The sequence below is a fragment of the Salinispora sp. CH2A1_6 genome (assembly GCF_056820975.1).
The window spans coordinates 61,601-78,993 of sequence record NZ_JBXEDG010000008.1 but is presented as its reverse complement, the minus strand read 5'-3'; the positions used below and the strand labels follow the sequence as shown (position 1 = coordinate 78,993).

The 17,393-nt window shown below is 72.8% G+C and carries 18 protein-coding genes and 1 tRNA gene; 8 read left to right on the top strand and 11 right to left on the bottom strand.

Annotation, left to right across the window (positions count from 1 at the left end; translation table 11 throughout):
* Positions 1 to 7: 7 nt before the first annotated feature.
* Genes hutH through AC1UKG_RS13015 form a run of 6 tightly spaced genes read right to left on the bottom strand, consistent with a single transcriptional unit; the run spans position 8 to position 7,801 of the window.
* Positions 8 to 1,546 carry a histidine ammonia-lyase gene (gene hutH, locus AC1UKG_RS13040; protein WP_018742172.1) on the bottom strand — a complete coding sequence of 513 codons (1,539 nt, stop codon included), beginning with the start codon at positions 1,544 to 1,546 and terminating at the stop codon, positions 8 to 10.
* Complete coding sequence (gene hutI, locus AC1UKG_RS13035; RefSeq protein ID WP_018814983.1) at positions 1,534 to 2,712, bottom strand: imidazolonepropionase; 1,179 nt, start codon at positions 2,710 to 2,712, stop codon at positions 1,534 to 1,536. The genes hutH and hutI overlap by 13 nt, the downstream gene beginning before the upstream one ends.
* The gene (locus tag AC1UKG_RS13030) at positions 2,709 to 4,067 is read right to left on the bottom strand and encodes a formimidoylglutamate deiminase (protein ID WP_482641780.1); all 1,359 of its coding nucleotides are present in this window, start codon (positions 4,065 to 4,067) and stop codon (positions 2,709 to 2,711) included. Before AC1UKG_RS13030 ends, hutI begins: the two co-directional genes overlap by 4 nt.
* On the bottom strand, positions 4,064 to 5,278 hold the full coding sequence (locus AC1UKG_RS13025; RefSeq protein WP_026271623.1) for an allantoate amidohydrolase: 1,215 nt from the start codon (positions 5,276 to 5,278) through the stop codon (positions 4,064 to 4,066). The genes AC1UKG_RS13030 and AC1UKG_RS13025 overlap by 4 nt, the downstream gene beginning before the upstream one ends.
* A gap of 10 nt (positions 5,279 to 5,288) precedes the next feature.
* Positions 5,289 to 6,938 carry a urocanate hydratase gene (hutU, locus tag AC1UKG_RS13020; RefSeq protein ID WP_018742176.1) on the bottom strand — a complete coding sequence of 550 codons (1,650 nt, stop codon included), beginning with the start codon at positions 6,936 to 6,938 and terminating at the stop codon, positions 5,289 to 5,291.
* Positions 6,939 to 6,949: 11 nt separating this feature from the next.
* Positions 6,950 to 7,801 (bottom strand): MurR/RpiR family transcriptional regulator, encoded by an 852-nt coding sequence (locus tag AC1UKG_RS13015; protein WP_018742177.1) that lies wholly within the window; start codon positions 7,799 to 7,801, stop codon positions 6,950 to 6,952.
* An 86-nt stretch (positions 7,802 to 7,887) separates the two neighbouring features.
* Here AC1UKG_RS13015 and AC1UKG_RS13010 point away from each other — a divergent pair, with 86 nt between their 5' ends.
* Positions 7,888 to 8,706, top strand: coding sequence for an MOSC domain-containing protein (locus tag AC1UKG_RS13010; RefSeq protein WP_018742178.1), 819 nt, complete (start codon positions 7,888 to 7,890; stop codon positions 8,704 to 8,706).
* A 77-nt stretch (positions 8,707 to 8,783) separates the two neighbouring features.
* Here the strand turns inward: AC1UKG_RS13010 and AC1UKG_RS13005 are convergent, their stop codons facing one another.
* Positions 8,784 to 9,332: a GNAT family N-acetyltransferase gene (locus tag AC1UKG_RS13005; protein ID WP_018742179.1), complete on the bottom strand. Its 549-nt coding sequence runs from the start codon at positions 9,330 to 9,332 to the stop codon at positions 8,784 to 8,786.
* Between the two features lie 73 nt (positions 9,333 to 9,405).
* Between AC1UKG_RS13005 and AC1UKG_RS13000 the strand changes: the two genes are divergently transcribed.
* Positions 9,406 to 9,822, top strand: a complete 417-nt coding sequence (locus tag AC1UKG_RS13000) for an ASCH domain-containing protein (RefSeq protein WP_018742180.1) — start codon at positions 9,406 to 9,408, stop codon at positions 9,820 to 9,822.
* A 1-nt stretch (position 9,823) separates the two neighbouring features.
* On the opposite strand, the gene AC1UKG_RS12995 is transcribed toward AC1UKG_RS13000, so the two are convergent.
* Positions 9,824 to 9,910, bottom strand: a tRNA-Leu gene (locus AC1UKG_RS12995).
* 118 nt (positions 9,911 to 10,028) lie between these two features.
* Positions 10,029 to 10,505: a thioredoxin-dependent thiol peroxidase gene (gene bcp, locus AC1UKG_RS12990; RefSeq protein ID WP_482641779.1), complete on the bottom strand. Its 477-nt coding sequence runs from the start codon at positions 10,503 to 10,505 to the stop codon at positions 10,029 to 10,031.
* Between the two features lie 227 nt (positions 10,506 to 10,732).
* Between bcp and AC1UKG_RS12985 the strand changes: the two genes are divergently transcribed.
* Genes AC1UKG_RS12985 through AC1UKG_RS12970 form a run of 4 tightly spaced genes read left to right on the top strand, consistent with a single transcriptional unit; the run spans position 10,733 to position 13,389 of the window.
* A complete protein-coding gene (locus AC1UKG_RS12985; RefSeq protein ID WP_018742182.1) occupies positions 10,733 to 11,449 on the top strand; it encodes an energy-coupling factor ABC transporter permease in 717 nt (238 codons plus the stop codon).
* Positions 11,446 to 11,838, top strand: coding sequence for a PDGLE domain-containing protein (locus AC1UKG_RS12980; RefSeq protein ID WP_018814978.1), 393 nt, complete (start codon positions 11,446 to 11,448; stop codon positions 11,836 to 11,838). The genes AC1UKG_RS12985 and AC1UKG_RS12980 overlap by 4 nt, the downstream gene beginning before the upstream one ends.
* Before the next feature lie 10 nt (positions 11,839 to 11,848).
* On the top strand, positions 11,849 to 12,619 hold the full coding sequence (gene cbiQ, locus AC1UKG_RS12975) for a cobalt ECF transporter T component CbiQ (RefSeq protein ID WP_018814977.1): 771 nt from the start codon (positions 11,849 to 11,851) through the stop codon (positions 12,617 to 12,619).
* Positions 12,616 to 13,389, top strand: coding sequence for an ABC transporter ATP-binding protein (locus AC1UKG_RS12970; protein ID WP_026271622.1), 774 nt, complete (start codon positions 12,616 to 12,618; stop codon positions 13,387 to 13,389). The genes cbiQ and AC1UKG_RS12970 overlap by 4 nt, the downstream gene beginning before the upstream one ends.
* A gap of 11 nt (positions 13,390 to 13,400) precedes the next feature.
* Here the strand turns inward: AC1UKG_RS12970 and AC1UKG_RS12965 are convergent, their stop codons facing one another.
* Both AC1UKG_RS12965 and AC1UKG_RS12960 read right to left on the bottom strand, forming a co-directional pair.
* Positions 13,401 to 14,114: a DsbA family protein gene (locus AC1UKG_RS12965; protein WP_482641778.1), complete on the bottom strand. Its 714-nt coding sequence runs from the start codon at positions 14,112 to 14,114 to the stop codon at positions 13,401 to 13,403.
* Entirely contained in the window at positions 14,107 to 14,631 is a 525-nt protein-coding gene (locus tag AC1UKG_RS12960; RefSeq protein ID WP_018745337.1) for a MauE/DoxX family redox-associated membrane protein, read from the bottom strand. Before AC1UKG_RS12960 ends, AC1UKG_RS12965 begins: the two co-directional genes overlap by 8 nt.
* 286 nt (positions 14,632 to 14,917) lie before the next feature.
* Between AC1UKG_RS12960 and AC1UKG_RS12955 the strand changes: the two genes are divergently transcribed.
* The gene (locus tag AC1UKG_RS12955; RefSeq protein WP_482641919.1) at positions 14,918 to 16,582 is read left to right on the top strand and encodes a copper resistance CopC/CopD family protein; all 1,665 of its coding nucleotides are present in this window, start codon (positions 14,918 to 14,920) and stop codon (positions 16,580 to 16,582) included.
* A gap of 17 nt (positions 16,583 to 16,599) precedes the next feature.
* Positions 16,600 to 17,340, top strand: coding sequence for a YcnI family copper-binding membrane protein (locus AC1UKG_RS12950; RefSeq protein ID WP_482641777.1), 741 nt, complete (start codon positions 16,600 to 16,602; stop codon positions 17,338 to 17,340).
* Positions 17,341 to 17,393 lie beyond the last annotated feature (53 nt).

The following is a 17,393-nucleotide window of genomic DNA, read 5'->3' as shown; positions in this document are numbered from 1 at the left end:
AGATGGGTCAGGCCAGTGTTCCGACCTCACGTTCGATCGCCGCCCGAAGCTCCGGACCGGCAATCACCGTACGGGCGGTCTCCAGCACCGGCGCGAGGAAGATGTCCGGGCCGGGCTCACCGGCGGCCCCGGCCAACGCGGCGATGGCGGCCCGTCCGGCCGGCGACGGCTGTAGCGGCGCCCGGAGCTGGAGCCCGCGGACCGCGGCGAGGAGCTCGACCGCGAGCAGGCTGGTCAGGTTGTCCAGGACGGTCCGCAGCTTCTTGGTCGCCGCCCAGCCCATCGACACGTGGTCTTCCTGCATCCCACTGGTGGGCAGGGAATCCACCGAGGCGGGGGCGGCGAGTCGGCGGTTCTCCGCGACGATGCCGGCCGCCGTGTACTGGGCGATCATCAGCCCGGAGTTGACCCCGGCGTCGGGGGAGAGGAACGCCGGCAGGTCCCGGGAACGGGTCACGTCGAGCAGCCGATCCACCCGCCGTTCGGCGATCGCGCCGACCTCGGCGGCGGCGACGGCGAGGAAGTCCGCGGCGAAACCGAGCGGCGCGCCGTGGAAGTTCCCGGTCGACTCGACCCGGCCGTCCGGCAGGACCACCGGGTTGTCCACCACCGAGACCAGTTCCCGGCCCGCCACCTGTCGGGCGAAGTCCAGGGTGTCCCGCGCCGCGCCGGCGACCTGTGGCGCGCACCGCATCGAGTACGCGTCCTGCACCGCGTGCACCACGTCGTCGCGGTGCGACGCCATCACCGCCGAGTCCTGGAGCAGGCGGTGGATGTTCGCCGCCGAGGTGGCCTGCCCGGGGTGCGGCCGGATCGTGTGCAGCTCGGGCTGGAACGGCCGGTCTGTGCCGAGCATCGCCTCGATCGCCAGGGCGGCCGTCACGTCGGCCAGGGTGAACAGGTGCGCGGCATCGTGGTTGGCCATCAGCAGCATGCCGAGCATGCCGTCGGTGCCGTTGATCAGCGCCAGCCCTTCCTTGGCGGCCAGCTCGATCGGCGTGAGACCGGCCCGGTGCAGCGCCGCACCGGCCGGGATCCGGTCACCGGCCGCGCCGAGCACCCAGCCCTCGCCGAGTAGCGCCAGCGCACAGTGCGCCAGCGGCGCCAGGTCCCCGGAGGCGCCCAGTGACCCGTGCTCGGGTACCCACGGGGTGACATCGTGGTTGAGCAGGTCCACCAGTGCGGTGGCGACCAGCGGCCGGACCCCGGAGCGGCCGAACGCGAGGGAACGGGCGCGCAGCAGCATCATCGCCCGTACCACCTCGCGGGGCATGGCGGTCCCCACCCCGGCGGCGTGCGAACGAATCAGCGCGTGCTGTAGCTCGGCCCGCCGCTGCGGGGCGACGAAGGTGTTGGCGAGCGCCCCGAAGCCGGTGCTCACGCCGTACACCGGCTGGCCGGCGGCCTCGATCCCGTCCACGACGGACCGACTGTTGGCCATCGCGTCGATCGCCGTCGGGTCGAGGACGACCTTGGCGTTGCCGCGGGCGACGGCGAGCACATCGGCGGGGGTAACCCCGGTTGGTGGAATGACTACGGTCGACATTGCGGTACTCCGTTGTGCAGGACCTGGCGGATCAGTGGAACACCCGGCCGGTATGCCAGGTGCAGGTGGGACGGGGCGTCGAGGATCATCAGGTCGGCCCGGGCGCCGGGCGCCAGCCGACCCACGTCGGTGCGGCGCAGCGCCGCGGCGCCGCCGGCGGTCGCCGCCCAGACCGCCTCGGAGGGGCTCATGCGCATCTCCCGGACGGCCAGCGCGATGCAGAACGGCACCGACGAGGTGTACGACGACCCGGGGTTGCAGTCGGTGGCCAGCGCCACGGTCACGCCCGCGTCGAGCAGCCGCCGGGCGTCCGGGTAGGGCGATCGGGTGGAGAACTCCGCCCCGGGCAACAGGGTGGCCACGGTCGTTCCGTCGGCCCCGACGAGCGCGTCAACGTCGGCGTCGGTGAGGTGGGTGCAGTGGTCGACGCTGGCCACCCCCAGCTCCACCCCGAGCTGGACCCCCGGGCCCGGACCAAGCTGGTTGGCGTGCAGCCGGGTGTCCAGCCCGGCGGCCCGCCCACGGGTCAGGATCGCCCGGGTGTGGTCGGCGTCGAAGGCGCCACGCTCACAGAAGACATCCACCCAGCGGGCGTACGGCGCGGCGGCGGCGAGCATCGGGCCGCAGACCAGGTCGACGTAGTCGTCCGGCCGGTCGGCGTACTCGGCGGGGACGAGGTGCGCCCCGAGGAAGGTGGTCTCCGAGCTCACCTCGGCGGCGATCCGCAGCGAGCGGGCCTCGTCGGCGACGGTGAGGCCGTACCCGCTCTTGATCTCGATGGTGGTGGTGCCCTGCCGCAGCGCCTCCGCGTGTAGCCGGCGGGCGGTGGCGCGTAGCTCGTCGTCGGTGGCGGCCCGGGTCGCGCCGACCGTGGTGCGGATGCCGCCGCCGGTGTACGGCTCGCCGGCCATCCGGGCGGCGAACTCGACCGCTCGGTCCCCGGCGAAGACCAGGTGGGCGTGGCTGTCCACGAAGCCGGGCAGCACGGCCGCCGACTCGGCGTCGATACGTTGGTCGGCGGCGGGCGCACCCCCGCTCGACCCGACCCAGGCCACCACACCGTCCTCGACGAGCACGGCGGCGTCGCGGCGGATGCCCAGTGGCCCCTCCCCGGCGGTGGTGTTGGTGACCAGCTCTCCGATGTTGTCCAGCAGCAAGCTACTCATGCTGTCCCGGTCACCTCCGCGATCGAGGTGGTCAGCTCGGTGGGGACGTCAACGGTGCGGTGCCGTCCGTCCTGCACCACCACCTGGCCATCCACCACCACCTGGTGCACATCCCCCGCGGTGGCGGCGAAGAACGCACCGGCCGCCGGTACTCCCGCGGTCCGCGGGCTGTCCAGCCGGAGGGTGACCAGGTCGGCCCGGTCGCCCACGGCCAGCCGGCCGGCGTCACCCCAGCCGAGGGCGGCATGTCCGGCGGAGGTGGCCGCGGTGACCAACTCGCCGACGGTGAAGTGGCCGCGTTGCCGGGTGCGCAGGCGCTCGTCCAGTTCCACCGCGCGCGCCTCCTCGAAGAGGTCCACCACCGCGTGGCTGTCGCTGCCGAGACTCAACGGGCTGCCGGCGTTGGCCATCCGGCGGGCCGGTCCGATCCCGTCGGCGAGGTCCCGCTCGGTGGTGGGGCAGAGGCAGACCCCGGTGCGGCTGTCCCCGAGCAGGATCACGTCCGAGCTGGTGGGGTGGGTGGCGTGCACGGCGGTGGTGTGCTGGTCGAGGACTCCCCGGTCGGCCAGCAGCCGGGTGGGGGTGCAGCCGTGCGTGGCTCGGCAGGCATCGTTCTCGGCCGGCTGCTCGGAGAGGTGCAGGTGCAGCGGGACGCCCCGCTCCCGTGCCGAACCGGCCACCGTCGCCAGTTGGTCGGCGGGCACGGCGCGCACCGAGTGGATCGCCGCACCCACCCGTACGTGCGCGTCGGTGGGGGTGAACGCCGCCGCCCGCTCCGCCCAGCGCAGGGCGTCACCGTCGCCGAAGCGTCGCTGCGGCCCGGTTAGCGGTTCGCCGGCCACAGTGGCGGTCAGGTAACAGGCGTCCAGCAGGGTCAGCCGGATTCCGGCGTGCGCCGCCGCCTCGACCAGGGCGGCCCCCATCGCGTTCGGGTCGGCGTACGGGGTGCCGTCCGGGCCGTGGTGCAGGTAGTGGAACTCGCCGACGCAGGTGACTCCGGCCAGCGCCATCTCCGCGTACCCGGCGCGGGCGAGCGCGAGGTAGCTCTCCGGGTCCAGCCGGGCGGCCACCTCGTACATCCGGTCCCGCCAGGTCCAGAAGTCGCCGCGGCCGCCGTGGGTGCGGCCGCGCAACGCGCGGTGGAAGGCGTGCGAGTGCGCGTTGGCCAGCCCCGGCAGGGTCAGCCCGGGCAGGCGGACCGCGTCGGCGAGGACCTCGACCCCGGTGGTCGGCCGGCCCTCGGTGGTCAGCGGGATAACCCCGGTGATCCGGCCGGCAGCGGTCTCGATCAGCACGTCCGGGGTTGGCTCGGGCTGCTCGGGTAGCCACGCGTACTCGGCGAGCCAGCGCGTCATGTCAGCTCCTCCAGCGCGGCGGCGAGGGCCTGCACCCCGGCCGCGCAGTCGTCGTCGTTCGCCGACTCCGCGGGGGAGTGCGACACCCCGGTGGGGTTGCGGACGAAGAGCATCGCGGTGGGCAGGTGCCCAGCCAGCACGCCGGCATCGTGCCCGGCCCCGGTCGGCAGCACCGGCGCGTCGAGCAGCCGGACGAGCCGGTCGGCCAACCCGCCGTCGAACGCGACGAGGGGCGTGGCCGATTCCTCGGTCAGCCGCAGCCCGGTGCCGTCGCGTCGGGCCCGCTCGGCGGCCCGGTCATGGACCGCCTCGACCAGCCCCGCGAGGGTCTCCGGTTCGGCCGCGCGGGCATCCAGCCAGCCGGTGACCGTAGCCGGGATGGCGTTGGTGGCGTTCGGCTCCACCCGTACCCGGCCGACCGTGGCGTGGGCACCGAGCCGCCGGGCCTCCTTGTTGGCGGCGAGCACCGTGAACGCGTACGTGAGCATCGGGTCGCGGCGGTCCATCATCCGGGTCGTACCCGCGTGGTTTCCCTCGCCGGTGAAGTCGAAACGCCATCGGCCGTGCGGCCAGATCGCGCTGGCGACGGCGACCGGCGCGGCCTGCTCGACCAGGGCCCGGCCCTGCTCGACGTGGAGCTCGACGAAGGCGGCGAAGCGGCCGAGCAGCTCCGGCCGGGGGCCGGCCGGCGGGCCGCCCAGCGCCTCGGCGAAACTCACCCCGGCCGGGTCGCGCAGCTCGGCCGCCTGCTCGACCGGCAGCGCCCCGGTGAGCAGCCGAGACCCCAGACACGGTACGCCGAACCGGGCGCCCTCCTCCTCCACGAAGGCGGCGACCGCGATCGGCCGGGTGGGGGTGGTGCCGGCGGCACGGAGCTCGTCCACGGCGAGGAAGGCGCTGACGATGCCGAGCGGCCCGTCGTACGCCCCGCCGTGCGGTACCGAGTCGAAGTGGCTGCCGGTGAGCACCGCGTTTCCCGCCTCCGGGGCACCCCACCAGGCGAAGAGGTTGCCGTTGCCGTCCTCGGTCACCGGCATGTCGCGCTGGTCGGCCTGGGCCCGGAACCACTCTCGCAGCCGCAGCTCCGGGTCGGTCAGCGCGTACCGCAGGTACCCGCCGCTACGGTCGTCCCGGCCGATCGGCGCGATCTCGTCCCAGAGCCGCCGGAATCTACGCGGAAGGGAGCCCTCCACCACCGGATGCGTCATCACGGAGCCCTCCTTACGCCTTGGCCATCGGGATCTGCAGGCCGGTCCGCTCGGCGACCTGCCGGGCGTCGTCGTAGCCGGCGTCAACGTGCCGTACGACGCCCATCGCCGGGTCGTTGGTGAGGACTCGTTCGATCTTCTGCCCGGCGAGGGCGCTGCCGTCGGCGACGCAGACCTGGCCGGCGTGGATGGAGCGGCCGATCCCGACCCCGCCACCGTGGTGGAGGGAGACCCAGGAGGCCCCGCTGGCGGTGTTCACCAGGGCGTTGAGCAGCGGCCAGTCGGCGATCGCGTCGGAGCCGTCGGCCATCGCCTCGGTCTCCCGGTACGGGCTGGCGACGCTACCGCAGTCCAGATGGTCCCGGCCGATGACCACCGGCGCGGAGAGCTCTCCGGCGGCGACCATCTCGTTGAACCGTACCCCGGCCCGGTCTCGCTCGCCGTAGCCGAGCCAGCAGATCCGAGCCGGCAGCCCCTGGAACGCCACCCGGTCGCCGGCCATCCGGATCCAGCGGGCCAGCTGCTCGTTCTCCGGGAAGAGCTCGAGGATGGCCCGGTCGGTCGCGGCGATGTCGGCCGGGTCGCCGGACAGCGCCGCCCAGCGGAACGGGCCCTTACCCTCGCAGAACAGCGGCCGGATGTAGGCGGGCACGAAACCCGGGAAGTCGAAGGCGCGCGAGTAGCCACCGAGCTGCGCCTCGCCGCGGATCGAGTTGCCGTAGTCGAAGACCTCGGCGCCCGCGTCGAGGAAGCCGACCATCGCCTCGACGTGTCGGGCCATCGACGCGCGGGCGCGGTCGGTGAACTCGGTCGGCCTGGCCGCCGCGTAGTCGCGGGCGTCGGCCAGCTCAACCCCCTCCGGCAGGTACGACAGCGGGTCGTGCGCGCTGGTCTGGTCGGTCACCACGTCCACCGGGACACCGCGGCGCAGCAGCTCGGGGAAGATGGTGGCCGCGTTGCCGACCACGCCGATGCTGCGCGCCCGCCGTTCGTCGCGGGCGGCGGTTGCCCGCTGCACCGCGTCGTCGAGGGAGTCGGCGACCTCGTCCAGGTAGCGCTCGCGTACCCGACGCTCGAGGCGGGAGCGGTCGACATCCACGATCAGGCAGGCACCGCCGTTCATGGTCACGGCGAGCGGCTGGGCTCCACCCATCCCGCCGCAGCCGGCGGTCAGTGTCAGCGTGCCGGCCAGCGACCCGCCGAACCGCTTGGCGGCGACGGCCGCGAACGTCTCGTAGGTGCCCTGGAGGATGCCCTGGGTGCCGATGTAGATCCACGACCCGGCGGTCATCTGCCCGTACATGGTCAGGCCGAGCTGCTCCAGCCGGCGGAACTCCGGCCAGGTGGCCCAGTCGCCGACCAGGTTGGAGTTGGCCAGCAGTACCCGTGGCGCCCACTCGTGGGTCCGCATCACCGCGACCGGCCGGCCGGACTGCACCAGCATCGTCTCGTCGTCGCGCAGCTCGGTGAGGGTGTTCAACAGCGCGCGGTACGACGGCCAGTCCCGCGCGGCCTTCCCGGTGCCGCCGTAGACGACCAGGTCCTCGGGGCGTTCGGCCACCTCCGGGTCGAGGTTGTTCATCAGCATCCGCCGTGCGGCTTCCTGGGGCCAGCTGCGGGCGGTGAGAGTGGTGCCGCGCGCGGCGCGGATCGGCTGGGTCATAGGGGAACCTCCTAACCGAGGAACAACTGACGACGGGCGGCGGAGGCTTCGAAGGCCTCCAGCCGCCGTTGGGTTTGTACGGGTGCGGCGTCGCAGATCGCCTGCAGTAGCACCATGGCCAGGGTCATCGGTGCGGTGTGTAGGTCGAACACGAGTTGTGCGCCGACGGCGGCGGGGAGCACCACGTCGGCGTGCTCGCCGGCCGGGCTGACCGGCGAGTCGGTGATGGCGACGACGGTCAGGCCCGCCGTCCGGGCCTCCCGCAGGGCGTCGAGGGCCTCCCGGGGGTAGCGGGGCAGCACCAGGGCGAGCAGGGCGGTCGCGCCCGCCTCGGCCGCCTGTTCGATCCGGTCGGTGAGCAGGCTGCCGCCGTCGTCGAGGACCCGTACGTCCGGGAGCACCTTGGCGGCGAAGTAGGCGAAGTAGGCGGCCAACGGCGCGGCGGCGCGGAGGCCGAGCACCGGCAGCGGGTGGCTGGCGGCGAGGAGCCGGCCGGCGGCGGCGATCCGGTCCCGGTCGGCGAACTGGTCGGCGAGCCGGTCCAGGTTTTCGATCTCGGCACGCACCGCCTGCTGGAGTTCGTTGTCCGAGTTCGGTCGTTCGCCGCGGGGCGTCGCGGTCAGCTCCCGGAGGTGGCGGCGCAGGGCGGGGTAGCCGTCGTGGCCGAGGGCCATCGCGAAGCGGGTCACGGAGGGTTGACTCACCCCGGCCAACTCGGCGACCTCCGCGGCCGACAGGTATGCCACCGCCGGGCCCTGCTGGACGAGGCAGTGTGCGATCCGTCGCTGCGTCGGGGTGAGCCGAACCCCGCGGAACAGGTCCAGCACCCGGTCACCCGGGGGCACGACGGATCCTTCATTCATGTTTCGACCCTATGCATAGAAACTTTCATCGGCAACCGGACCGCTGCGGCCGGCGCGAGGCGGGGTACGAGTGGCAGGGTGAGCCGATGTGGCTGAGCGCTGTGCACACCTACCCCGTCAAAGGAGGTCGGCGGCGGGACCACGATGTCGCCCCGGTGCTGCCCTGGGGCCTGGCCGGCGACCGGCGCTGGATGCTCGTCGACGCGGCGGGCATCGGCATCACCCAACGCGAGGTCAGCAGCCTCGTCGGGCTGCGCGCGGTGGCCCGAGCCGGCGGTCTCACCCTGCGCGCCGCCGGCCACCCCGACCTCGATGTCGCGGAACCGGTGGACGGTGCCCCGATCGCGGTGCGCACCTTCCGCAGCCGCAAGCTGGACGTGTGGGCGCACGCCGCCGGTCCGGCCGCCGAGACCTGGGTCAGCCGGTTCCTCGGCCGCCCGGCCCGCCTGGTGTGGCTGGCCCGGCCGGCCCGCCACCTCCCCGCCGCCGACCGCGAGCATGACCCAGGTGACCAGGTCACCTTCGCCGACGAGGCCCCGATCCTGCTGGCCAGCACCGCCTCACTCGACGCGCTCAACGGGTGGCTGGCCGAGGCCGGCGAACCGCCGGTGCCGATGACCCGTTTCCGCCCGAACCTCGTGGTCACCGGAGCGCCGGCCTGGGCGGAGGACGACTGGGCCGGTCGCCCGGTGCGCATCGGTGGTGTCACCTTCCGCGCCGCCGGCCTGGCGGGTCGCTGCGTGGTCACCACCACCGACCAGGAGACCGGGATCCGGGGGAAGGAGCCGCTGGTCATCCTCGGCCGCTACCGCAACGTGCGGCAGAAGCTCCGCTTCGGGCTGCACCTGGTGCCCGTCGAGACCGGCCGGGTCGCCGTCGGCGACGAGGTCGTGCCCGTCGACTGACCGCAGCGGGTCAGACCGGGCCGCTGCTGATCATCCCGGGCGCCGCTGACCACCCGAGCCGTGGCTCACCCCGGGCTTCAGTCATCACCCCGACCGTCGGTGCTCAGATCGAGCCACATGTGGAGCTCGTCCCGGTCATCTCCCGCCGCCACCCGCAGCGCGCCGGGCAACCGTCCCACCTCGCGATAGCCGAGGCGCCGGTAGAAGCGATCCAGCCCCACTCCGTCCCGGACGGTGATATGGAGCGCGGCGAGCCCCCACTGGCGGCCGATCCGCTCCGCTGCGCGTGTCAGCTCCACCCCGTAGCCCTCGCCCTGACAGTCCGGGTGGACCATGACCCGGGTCAGGACCCGGTAGTGGGTCTTCTGGTGAAACCGGTTGTCGGTGAAGATCGCCATCGCGACGAGCCGGTCGCCGGCGTAGCCGAGGAGCAGCCGGTCCAGACCGTCGGCGATCGCGGCGAGGGTGGGGTCGGCGATGGTCCGCACCTCGGCGGCGGTGACCGGCGCGACGAAGCCCACCGCGCCACCGGCGTTGACGACGTCAACCCAGAGCGCGACGATGTCCTTGCGGAGCTCGGGCGTCAGGTCGGGGTCAAGTACGAACCGGAGGGCCACGCTGCCCATCCTTTCCGGTCGGGTCGGCCACCGCCCGAGAAAGTGACGAGCCCGACAGGGCGAACCAGGCTAGGGTCCGCCCATGATCACAGAGCTGCCACCCTTCGAGTTCGCCTTCCCCGGTCCGTTGCGGGACCAGCTGGTCGCCCTGGTGCTCGCGGGGACCAAGACCACCACGACCGGCCTGCGCCAGGACTACGAGATCGAAGGGGAAGAGCTACCGGTCGCGGGTACCCGGGCGGCGGTGATCGATTCTGCTGGTCGCCCGGTGGCCGTGATCGAGCTGACCGAGGTGCGGGTCAGCCGGCTCGGCGACGTGGACCTGGACCACGCCCGGGACGAGGGCGAGGGCGACGACTCGGTTGCCGCCTGGCGAGCGGGGCACGAGAAGTACTGGCACGGGGCGGACTACCGAGGGTGGATCGGCGACCCGGACTTCACCGTGGACGACGACACGCTGGCCGTGCTGGAGCGGTTTCGGCTGGTGGAGACCCTCTGAGTGGTGCGGGAGGGGGGACTCGAACCCCCACGTCCTCTCGGACACAGGCTCCTAAGACCTGCGCGGCTGCCAATTACGCCACTCCCGCTTGCCGGGAAGAGTCTAGAGCCTTCCCCGGCGGGCCCGCGCCCCGCCCGGGTGGTCATCCTTGGCGTGCCGGCGGATAGCCGGCCCAGGGGCGCGGGCGCGCGGCGCGGCGGGCGTCGTCAGTCCAGGCCGAGATCGCGGCGGATCTTGGCGACGTGGCCGGTCGCCCGGACGTTGTAGAACGCCCGTTCGATGCGTCCGTCGACGTCGATGACGAACGTCGAGCGGATGACCCCGGTGACCGTCCTGCCGTACGACTGCTTCTCGCCGTACGCCCCGTACGCGGCGAGCACCGCCCGGTCGGTGTCGGAGACGAGCGGGAACGTGATGGCGTCCCGCTCGCGGAACTTGGCCAGCTTCTCCGGCTTGTCCGGGGAGATGCCGACGACCTCGTAGCCGGCGGCCTGGAGCGAGGCGAGGGAGTCGCGAAAGTCGCAGGCCTGCGTGGTGCAGCCGGGGGTCATCGCGGCCGGGTAGGCGTAGAGCAGCACCTTGCGGCCGCGGAGGTCGGCCAGCGCGAGCTGGTCGCCGCTGTCGGTGGGGAGGGTGAAGTCGGGGGCGGTGTCGCCGGGGGAGAGGCGGGCAGGCGCGGTCATGGCTGCGACCCTACCGCCGGGCCTGCTCCCGGTCCGCCTCGGTGGCGTGGACCTCGGTGGCGTGGTGCTCGGTGGGGGTGGCGCTCGGTCGGCACATCTCGCTTGCCCTGGCTGCGCGGCGACGTGACCGACGTCATCTCTTGTTGCCAAGGATTGGCAACAGCTCAGTTCTCCTAATAGCCTGACGCGGTGGCGTGGACAGACCCGCCGGACACGTGGGAGGTCGCGTGGAGCACCTGGCGATGCACATCTCCAACGGGATTATCAACGGTCCCGTCGCCGCTATCTTCGCGGTGATCGCACTGGCGGCGATGGCGCTCTGCGTCCAGCGCGGCCGGCAACACCTGGACGATCGGCTGGCGCCGATGGCCGGCCTGGTCGCCGCCTTCATCTTCGCCGTGCAGATGATCAACTTCCCGATCTTCACCGCCGGGGTCAGCGGCCACCTGCTCGGTGGTGCGCTCGCCGCGCTGCTGGTGGGGCCGTGGGTCGGTGCGCTCTGCGTGGCCGTCGTGCTGACCGTGCAGGCGCTGGTCTTCGGCGACGGCGGTGTGGCGATGCTCGGCCTCAACATTACCAACCTGGCGATCATCGGCACCGCCGCCGCGTACCTGCTGATCGTCGCGCTGCTGCGGGTTCTGCCGCGTACGCCGGCCGGGCTCGCCGTGACAGCGTTCGTCTCGGCGTTGGTCAGCGTCGTGGCGGCGGCGCTGGGCTTCGTCCTCCAGTACAAACTCGGTGGCGCCGTCGACCTCGGTGACAACATCGCCGGCCTGGCCGGCACGATCGCCGTCACCCACCTGCTGATCGGCGTCGGCGAGGGCCTGATCACCGCGATGACGGTGCTGACCGTCGCGAAGACCCGACCCGATCTTGTGTACGCGCTGCGCGCCCGCGGACCGGTCGCGTCGTCCCCCGTCCCGGCTGTTGGAGGTGCCCGGTGAGGAAACGGACCTGGGGCTTCATCGCCAGCGGGCTGCTGGTCTCCCTGCTGCTGGCCGGGGTGGTGAGCAGTTTCGCGTCGGCCGACCCGGACGGGCTGGAGTCCGCGCTGCGGGAGGGCTGCACCGTTGACGCGGCGGGCGCTGTCACCGGTGGTGACTGTCCGGCGCAGCGGGAGTCGGAGCACGAGATCGGCGGTCCGCTGGCCGACTACGGCGTCTCCGGCATCACCGACGACGCCCTCGCCACCGGGCTCTCCGGCGTCGTCGGCGTGCTGCTGACCTTCGCCCTGGCGGGGGGCGGGTTCTGGCTGCTCCGGCGCCGGGCTGGGCAGCAACCCCACTCGGATGGGGACGCGGCGCAGCCGACCTCCGCCGCCGGAGTGGGCTGAGGAGCGGGCCGTGGGCGCCGGGCACACCCAACTGCTCTACCACTGCTCCGACTCACCGGTGCACCGGCTGCCCCCGGAGGTGAAGGTCGCGGCGATGGTGGCCTTCACCCTCGCCGTGGTCGCCACCCCCCGGGAGGCGCTCTGGGCCTTCGGCGGCTACGCCGTGCTGGTGGCGGCGGTCGCGGCGGTGGCCCGGGTCCGGCCCGGCTGGCTGCTGCGCCGGTCGCTGATCGAGCTGCCCTTCGTGCTGTTCGCGTTCGCCCTGCCGTTGCTCGGTGCGGGCGAGCGCACCGAACTCCTCGGCCTGTCGGTCTCCGTGGACGGGCTGTACGGGGCGTGGAACATCCTCGCCAAGGGCACCCTGGGCGTCCTGGCGTCGCTGCTGCTGGCCGCGACCACCACCACCCGGGACCTGATCATCGGGTTGGACCGGTTGCGCTGCCCGCAGCTGCTCACCCAGATCGCCACCTTCATGCTGCGCTACCTGGAAGTGCTGGTCGGCGAGGCCCGGCGGATGCGGGTGGCCCGGCTGTCCCGGGGAGACGATCCGCGCTTCATGTGGCAGCTGCGGGGTTTCGCGACCGGGGTCGGGGCGCTGTTCCTGCGCGCCTACGAGCGGGGGGAGCGGGTGTACCTGGCGATGCTGTCCCGCGGCTACGCCGGGCGGATGCCCCAGGCGTGGCAGGGCGCGGAGGCGGCGACCGTCGGGCAGTGGCTGGCCGCCTCGACCGTCCCCGCCGTAGCGGCCGGCGTCGCCGCCACCGCCCTGGTCCTGACATGATCGGATGCGTGCAGCCGATGACGCCCTCCAGCCTTGACGTGCGCGACGTGCGCTACGCCTACCCGGACGGGCACGAGGCGTTGCGCGGCGTGGAGCTGACCGTGCCCCGCGGCGACCGGGTGGCGCTGCTCGGGCCCAACGGCGCCGGGAAGACCACCCTGGTGCTGCACCTCAACGGCATCCTCACCCCCACCGCGGGGAGTGTGACCGTCGGTGGGCTCACCGTCCGCCCGGACCGGTCGACCCTGGCCGAGGTGCGCCGGCGGGTGGGCATCGTCTTCCAGGACCCGGACGACCAGCTCTTCCTGCCCACCGTCGCCGAGGACGTGGCGTTCGGACCGGCCAACCTGGGGCTGCGCGGCGCCGCGCTGACGACCCGGGTGGACGAGGCGCTCGCCGCGGTCGGGATGAGCGAGCACCGGGACCGCGCCCCGCACCACCTGTCGTTCGGGCAGCGCCGCCGGGTCGCGGTGGCGACGGTGCTCGCCATGCACCCGGAGATTTTGGTGTTGGACGAGCCGTCGTCCAACCTCGACCCGGCTGCCCGGCGCGAACTGGCCGAGATCCTGCGCGCTCTGCCGGTGACCCTGCTGATGGTCACCCACGATCTGCCGTACGCGCTGGAGCTCTGCGAACGCTCGGTCATCCTGGACGGTGGCCGGCTCGTCGCCGACGGCCCCACCGAGGAGATCCTGGCAGACGAGGCGCTGCTCGCCCGGCACCGCCTCGAACTGCCCTACGGATTCACGCCCCGTCCGACGCCCCGCTGACCGGGTGCGGATCAGCTGGCGGCCTCCACCGCGGCCCGGATAGCCTCCGGTGACCAGGTGTTGACCTGCTCGCCGTTGACCAGGATGGTCGGCGTACCGGTGATCTCCGCTCGGCTGGCTTCCTCGGTGACGTGTTCGGTCCAGGACAGGTAGGTGCCGTCGTTGACACACGAGCCGAAGGTGTCCCGGTCGAGCCCGGCCGCAGCCCCGATGTCGATCAGCTCGGCGTCGCTGAGCTGGGCGCCGTTCTCGGGTGGCTGCTGGACGAAGAGCGCCTCGCTGAACTCGCGGAACTTCCCGCCGGCTGAGGCGCAGCCCGCTGCGGCGGAGGAGCGGGTCGAGTACTGGGTGGTCGAGAAGCGGTTCAGGTAGGCCACCGGGTGGAAGACCACCCGTGCCTTGCCCTCGTCCGCGAGCTGGTCAACGGTTTCGCCGTTGACCTCCTGGAACTGCTTGCAGGCCGGGCAGAGGTAGTCCTCGTACAGGTCGATGGTGACCGGCCCGGAGCCGTACACGATGCCGGTGCCGGCCTCGTTGGCGCCCGGTGGCGAAGTGAACTCGTCGGCGCGCTGCTCGGAGTAGACGGCCCAGCCGGTGAAGCCGGCGATCACCAGCACGAAGACGGCGGTCGCCGACACCCACAGTGTCCGCCTGCGCCGCCGTTCCTGGGCCAGCTGGTCCCGGACCACCCGGGCGGCCTCCTTGCGACCCTTCCGACTACTCATCCTTGTCCTCCACTGCGCGTTCGCCCAGCAACCAGCCGTCCACCGAGAACGGGGTGCGGGGCCAGATCAACAGGAACCCGGCCAACGCCAGGAATCCCAGGTCCCGGAGGATCTCCGGGAGGTAGCTCGGGGTCTGCCCCGGGGCCAGCTCGCCGCCGACGCCGAAACAGCCGCAGTCGATGTTCAACCCGCGGGTCCAGGCCGAGACGATGCCGGCGATGAAGACCAGCAGCAGCGCCGCGGAGACCCCGGCGGTCAGCCGGGTCGCCAACCCGAGCAGCACGAGTACGCCGAGGGCCAGCTCGAGGAAGGGCAGCGCGGCGCCGATCACGGTCGCCAGGTCGTACGGGAAGATCTGGTATGCGTTCACCGCTCGGCCGGAGGCGGCGAGGTCCCCCACCTTGGCGGCGCCGGCGAGGAGCCAGACCGCGGCCAGGCCGAGCCGGGCGGCGAGGCCGATCCAGGGGCGGACGGTCGGCCAGCGGGCAACAGGGCTGCTCGATGTGGTCACGTTCATGTGGTCGCTCCTCGCCGCCGGCAAGTTCCCGCCCTCATCCGATCCACGCCAGGCCGACGGCGGGGGCAGCGGATGCGGTGTCGCGCGGGGCCAGGATCACGACAATTTAGGCTACGCGGAGCCAGATGTGGCGGTAGGGACCTTCGCCCCTAGATGGGCTCTGCCACGTCGGGAACTTTCCGCGGGCGAGCCCCGACCACCCATTCATGGGCCGACGGGCGCGGCCCGGTCCTGGGCCCCCTCCGGCCCGGGTCCGGTTGGGCATCAGGGAGCGTTCTGGGTGAGCATGACCGGCATGACTGTCGTCCTCCGCCGCTGGAGCGCCCGGCTCACCGCCGTTGGTGGCCTCCTGATCACCCTCGTTGCCCTGTTGCTCGCCCCGGCCGGCCCGGCCAGCGCCCACGCGGTGCTGGTGAGTAGCAGCCCGGCCTCGTCGGCGGTGGTGCCGGACGCGCCCACCGAGGTGGTCCTCACCTTCAGCGAGTCGGTCCGCAAGGTGCCTGGCAAGATCCGGGTGATCGCACCGGACGGGTCGCGGGCCGACCGGGGCGAGCCCAGCTTCGACGGCGCGGTCGTCGTGATCCCGGTCGACCCGAATTCCGGTCGCGGCACCTACCTGGTCAGTTTTCGGGTGATCTCGGCCGACAGCCACCCGGTCTCCGGTGCCTTCACCTATTCCGTCGGTGCCCCGTCGACACCCCCGGTCGACACCGGCAGCGACAGCCGCGCCGACCCGGTGGTGAGTGCCGGAATCAAGGTCGGCAAGTACCTCGGCTACCTCGGCCTGCTGCTCCTGGTCGGCCCGGTGCTGGTCCTCGCCCTGCTCTGGCCCCGCCGGCTGTCCCGTCGCGGCCCCGCCCGGCTGGCGTGGACCGGCCTGGGCCTGCTGGCGTTCGCCACCCTGGCGACGGGTTGGCTCCAGGTCCCCTACACCAACGGCGGCGGCGTCTTCGACATCACGGGCGCGGGCCTGAGCACGGTGCTGGGTAGTACCTTCGGCGCCGCGCACCTGGTCCGGCTGGGCCTGCTCGCGGCGGCGGCGTTCGTGCTCCGGCCGGTGCTGGCCGGCCCGGTCGGCCGGACCGATCTGGTGATCCTGGGCGTCCTCGGCGGAGCGGCCCTGCTGACCTGGCCCCTGTCCGGTCATCCGGCGGTCTCCCCGGCTCCGGTGGTCTCGGTCGTGCTCGACGCGGTGCACCTGGGCGGGATGGCGGTCTGGCTCGGCGGGCTGGTGATGCTCGTCAGCTTCCTGTTGCGCCAGGCCGACGAGGGAGAGCTGACCGCGATCCTGCCGATCTGGTCCCGCTGGGCGGCGCTCTCCGTCTCCGCGCTGCTCGTCGCCGGGGTCGTACAGGCGCTGATCGAGGTCGCCTCCTTCGCGGCCCTCGTCGACACCCCGTACGGTCGGCTGTTGCTCGGCAAGGTCGGGCTCTTCGTTCTGGTGGTCGCGGTGGCCGCGTATTCCCGGGCACTGGTGCGTCGGCGCACGGCGGCCGAGCGGCCCGCGCCGGTGCGGCGGGCGATCATGGTTGAGCTGGCGATCACCGCCGTGTTGCTCGGGCTGGCGGCGGTGCTGGTCCAGACCACCCCGGCGCGGACCGCGGTCGCGGACACCGCCCAGTCCGACGGCGGCTACTTCTCGACGACTCTGACCAGTTCGTTGTATTCGTTGCAGGTCGAGGTGGACCCGGCCAAGCGCGGCAACAACTCGGTCCACTTCTACGCCTACACCCCGGACAACCGACCCCAGCCGGTGGCGGAGTGGCGGGCCACCGTCGCGCTGCCGGCGGCGGGAATCGAACCGATCGAGGTGCCGTTGCTGCCACTGACCGACAACCACGCGACCGGCGAGATCAACCTGCCCGCGTCCGGGGATTGGCAGCTGCGGGTGACCGTCCGCACGTCTGAGATCGACCAGGCCACGGTGACGACCACCGTCGCCGTCACATAGGAAAGGGTTCCCACTTCATGATCCGTCTCCGGCGCAGCTCCGCCCCCGCCCTCCTCGCGCTCGGCGCGGTCGCCGCTGCCGTGTTCGGCTTCGCCGGGCCGGCCTCGGCGCACATCACGGTCGACCCGAAGGAGGCGACCCAGGGCGGGTACGGCCGATTCGCCTTCCGGGTGCCGAACGAGAGTGACACCGACTCCACCACCAAGGTGGAGATCTTCCTGCCGGAGAACGCCCCGCTCGGATCGGTCTCGACGATGCTGGTCCCGGGCTGGACGGCGGAGGTGGAGAAGCGCACGCTCGACGAGCCGGTGGAGGTCCACGGCAGCCAGATCACCGAGGCAATAGCGAAGATCACCTGGACGGCGCAGCCCGAGGCCGGGATCGGGCCGGGCACGTTCCAGGAGTTCCCGGTCTCGGTGGGGCCGCTACCCGCGGTTGACACGATGGTCTTCAAGGCGCTGCAGACGTACTCGGATGGAACGGTCGTGCGGTGGATCGACGAGCCGACCGCCGACGGCGTGGAGCCGGAGGCCCCGGCCCCGGTGCTGGAGCTGGCTGTCGCCGCGGACGCCGATCCGGCGGCTGCCCAGGACGGGACGCCGGCCGCGGCGGCGGATGGGGCGACGGATGACGCGGCGGCGGGGGAGGGGCTGGCCGTTGGTCTCGGCGTCGCCGGTCTGGTCGCCGGCCTGGGTGGCCTGGTGCTGGGTGGGCTGGCCTTCACCCGGTCCCGACGTGCGCCCGCGCCGAAGGCCTGACCGCAGCGCCTTTCCGCGGCGATGACCGTGGATATCCCCTGTTTGGGCGCTTC

Excerpts from the sequence above, each read along its gene's own strand:
- AC1UKG_RS13000 (WP_018742180.1), top strand. The coding sequence starts at position 9,406 with ATGATCACAGAGCTGCCACCCTTCGAGTTCGCCTTCCCCGGTCCGTTG.
- bcp (WP_482641779.1), bottom strand. The coding sequence starts at position 10,505 with ATGACCGCGCCTGCCCGCCTCTCCCCCGGCGACACCGCCCCCGACTTC.
- AC1UKG_RS13030 (WP_482641780.1), bottom strand. The coding sequence starts at position 4,067 with ATGACGCGCTGGCTCGCCGAGTACGCGTGGCTACCCGAGCAGCCCGAG.
- hutU (WP_018742176.1), bottom strand. The coding sequence starts at position 6,938 with ATGACCCAGCCGATCCGCGCCGCGCGCGGCACCACTCTCACCGCCCGC.
- AC1UKG_RS12970 (WP_026271622.1), top strand. The coding sequence starts at position 12,616 with ATGATCGGATGCGTGCAGCCGATGACGCCCTCCAGCCTTGACGTGCGC.
- AC1UKG_RS13010 (WP_018742178.1), top strand. The coding sequence starts at position 7,888 with ATGTGGCTGAGCGCTGTGCACACCTACCCCGTCAAAGGAGGTCGGCGG.
- hutI (WP_018814983.1), bottom strand. The coding sequence starts at position 2,712 with ATGAGTAGCTTGCTGCTGGACAACATCGGAGAGCTGGTCACCAACACC.
- hutH (WP_018742172.1), bottom strand. The coding sequence starts at position 1,546 with ATGTCGACCGTAGTCATTCCACCAACCGGGGTTACCCCCGCCGATGTG.
- AC1UKG_RS12960 (WP_018745337.1), bottom strand. The coding sequence starts at position 14,631 with ATGAACGTGACCACATCGAGCAGCCCTGTTGCCCGCTGGCCGACCGTC.
- AC1UKG_RS13015 (WP_018742177.1), bottom strand. The coding sequence starts at position 7,801 with ATGAATGAAGGATCCGTCGTGCCCCCGGGTGACCGGGTGCTGGACCTG.
- AC1UKG_RS13005 (WP_018742179.1), bottom strand. The coding sequence starts at position 9,332 with ATGGGCAGCGTGGCCCTCCGGTTCGTACTTGACCCCGACCTGACGCCC.
- AC1UKG_RS12965 (WP_482641778.1), bottom strand. The coding sequence starts at position 14,114 with ATGAGTAGTCGGAAGGGTCGCAAGGAGGCCGCCCGGGTGGTCCGGGAC.
- AC1UKG_RS12950 (WP_482641777.1), top strand. The coding sequence starts at position 16,600 with ATGATCCGTCTCCGGCGCAGCTCCGCCCCCGCCCTCCTCGCGCTCGGC.
- AC1UKG_RS12955 (WP_482641919.1), top strand. The coding sequence starts at position 14,918 with ATGACCGGCATGACTGTCGTCCTCCGCCGCTGGAGCGCCCGGCTCACC.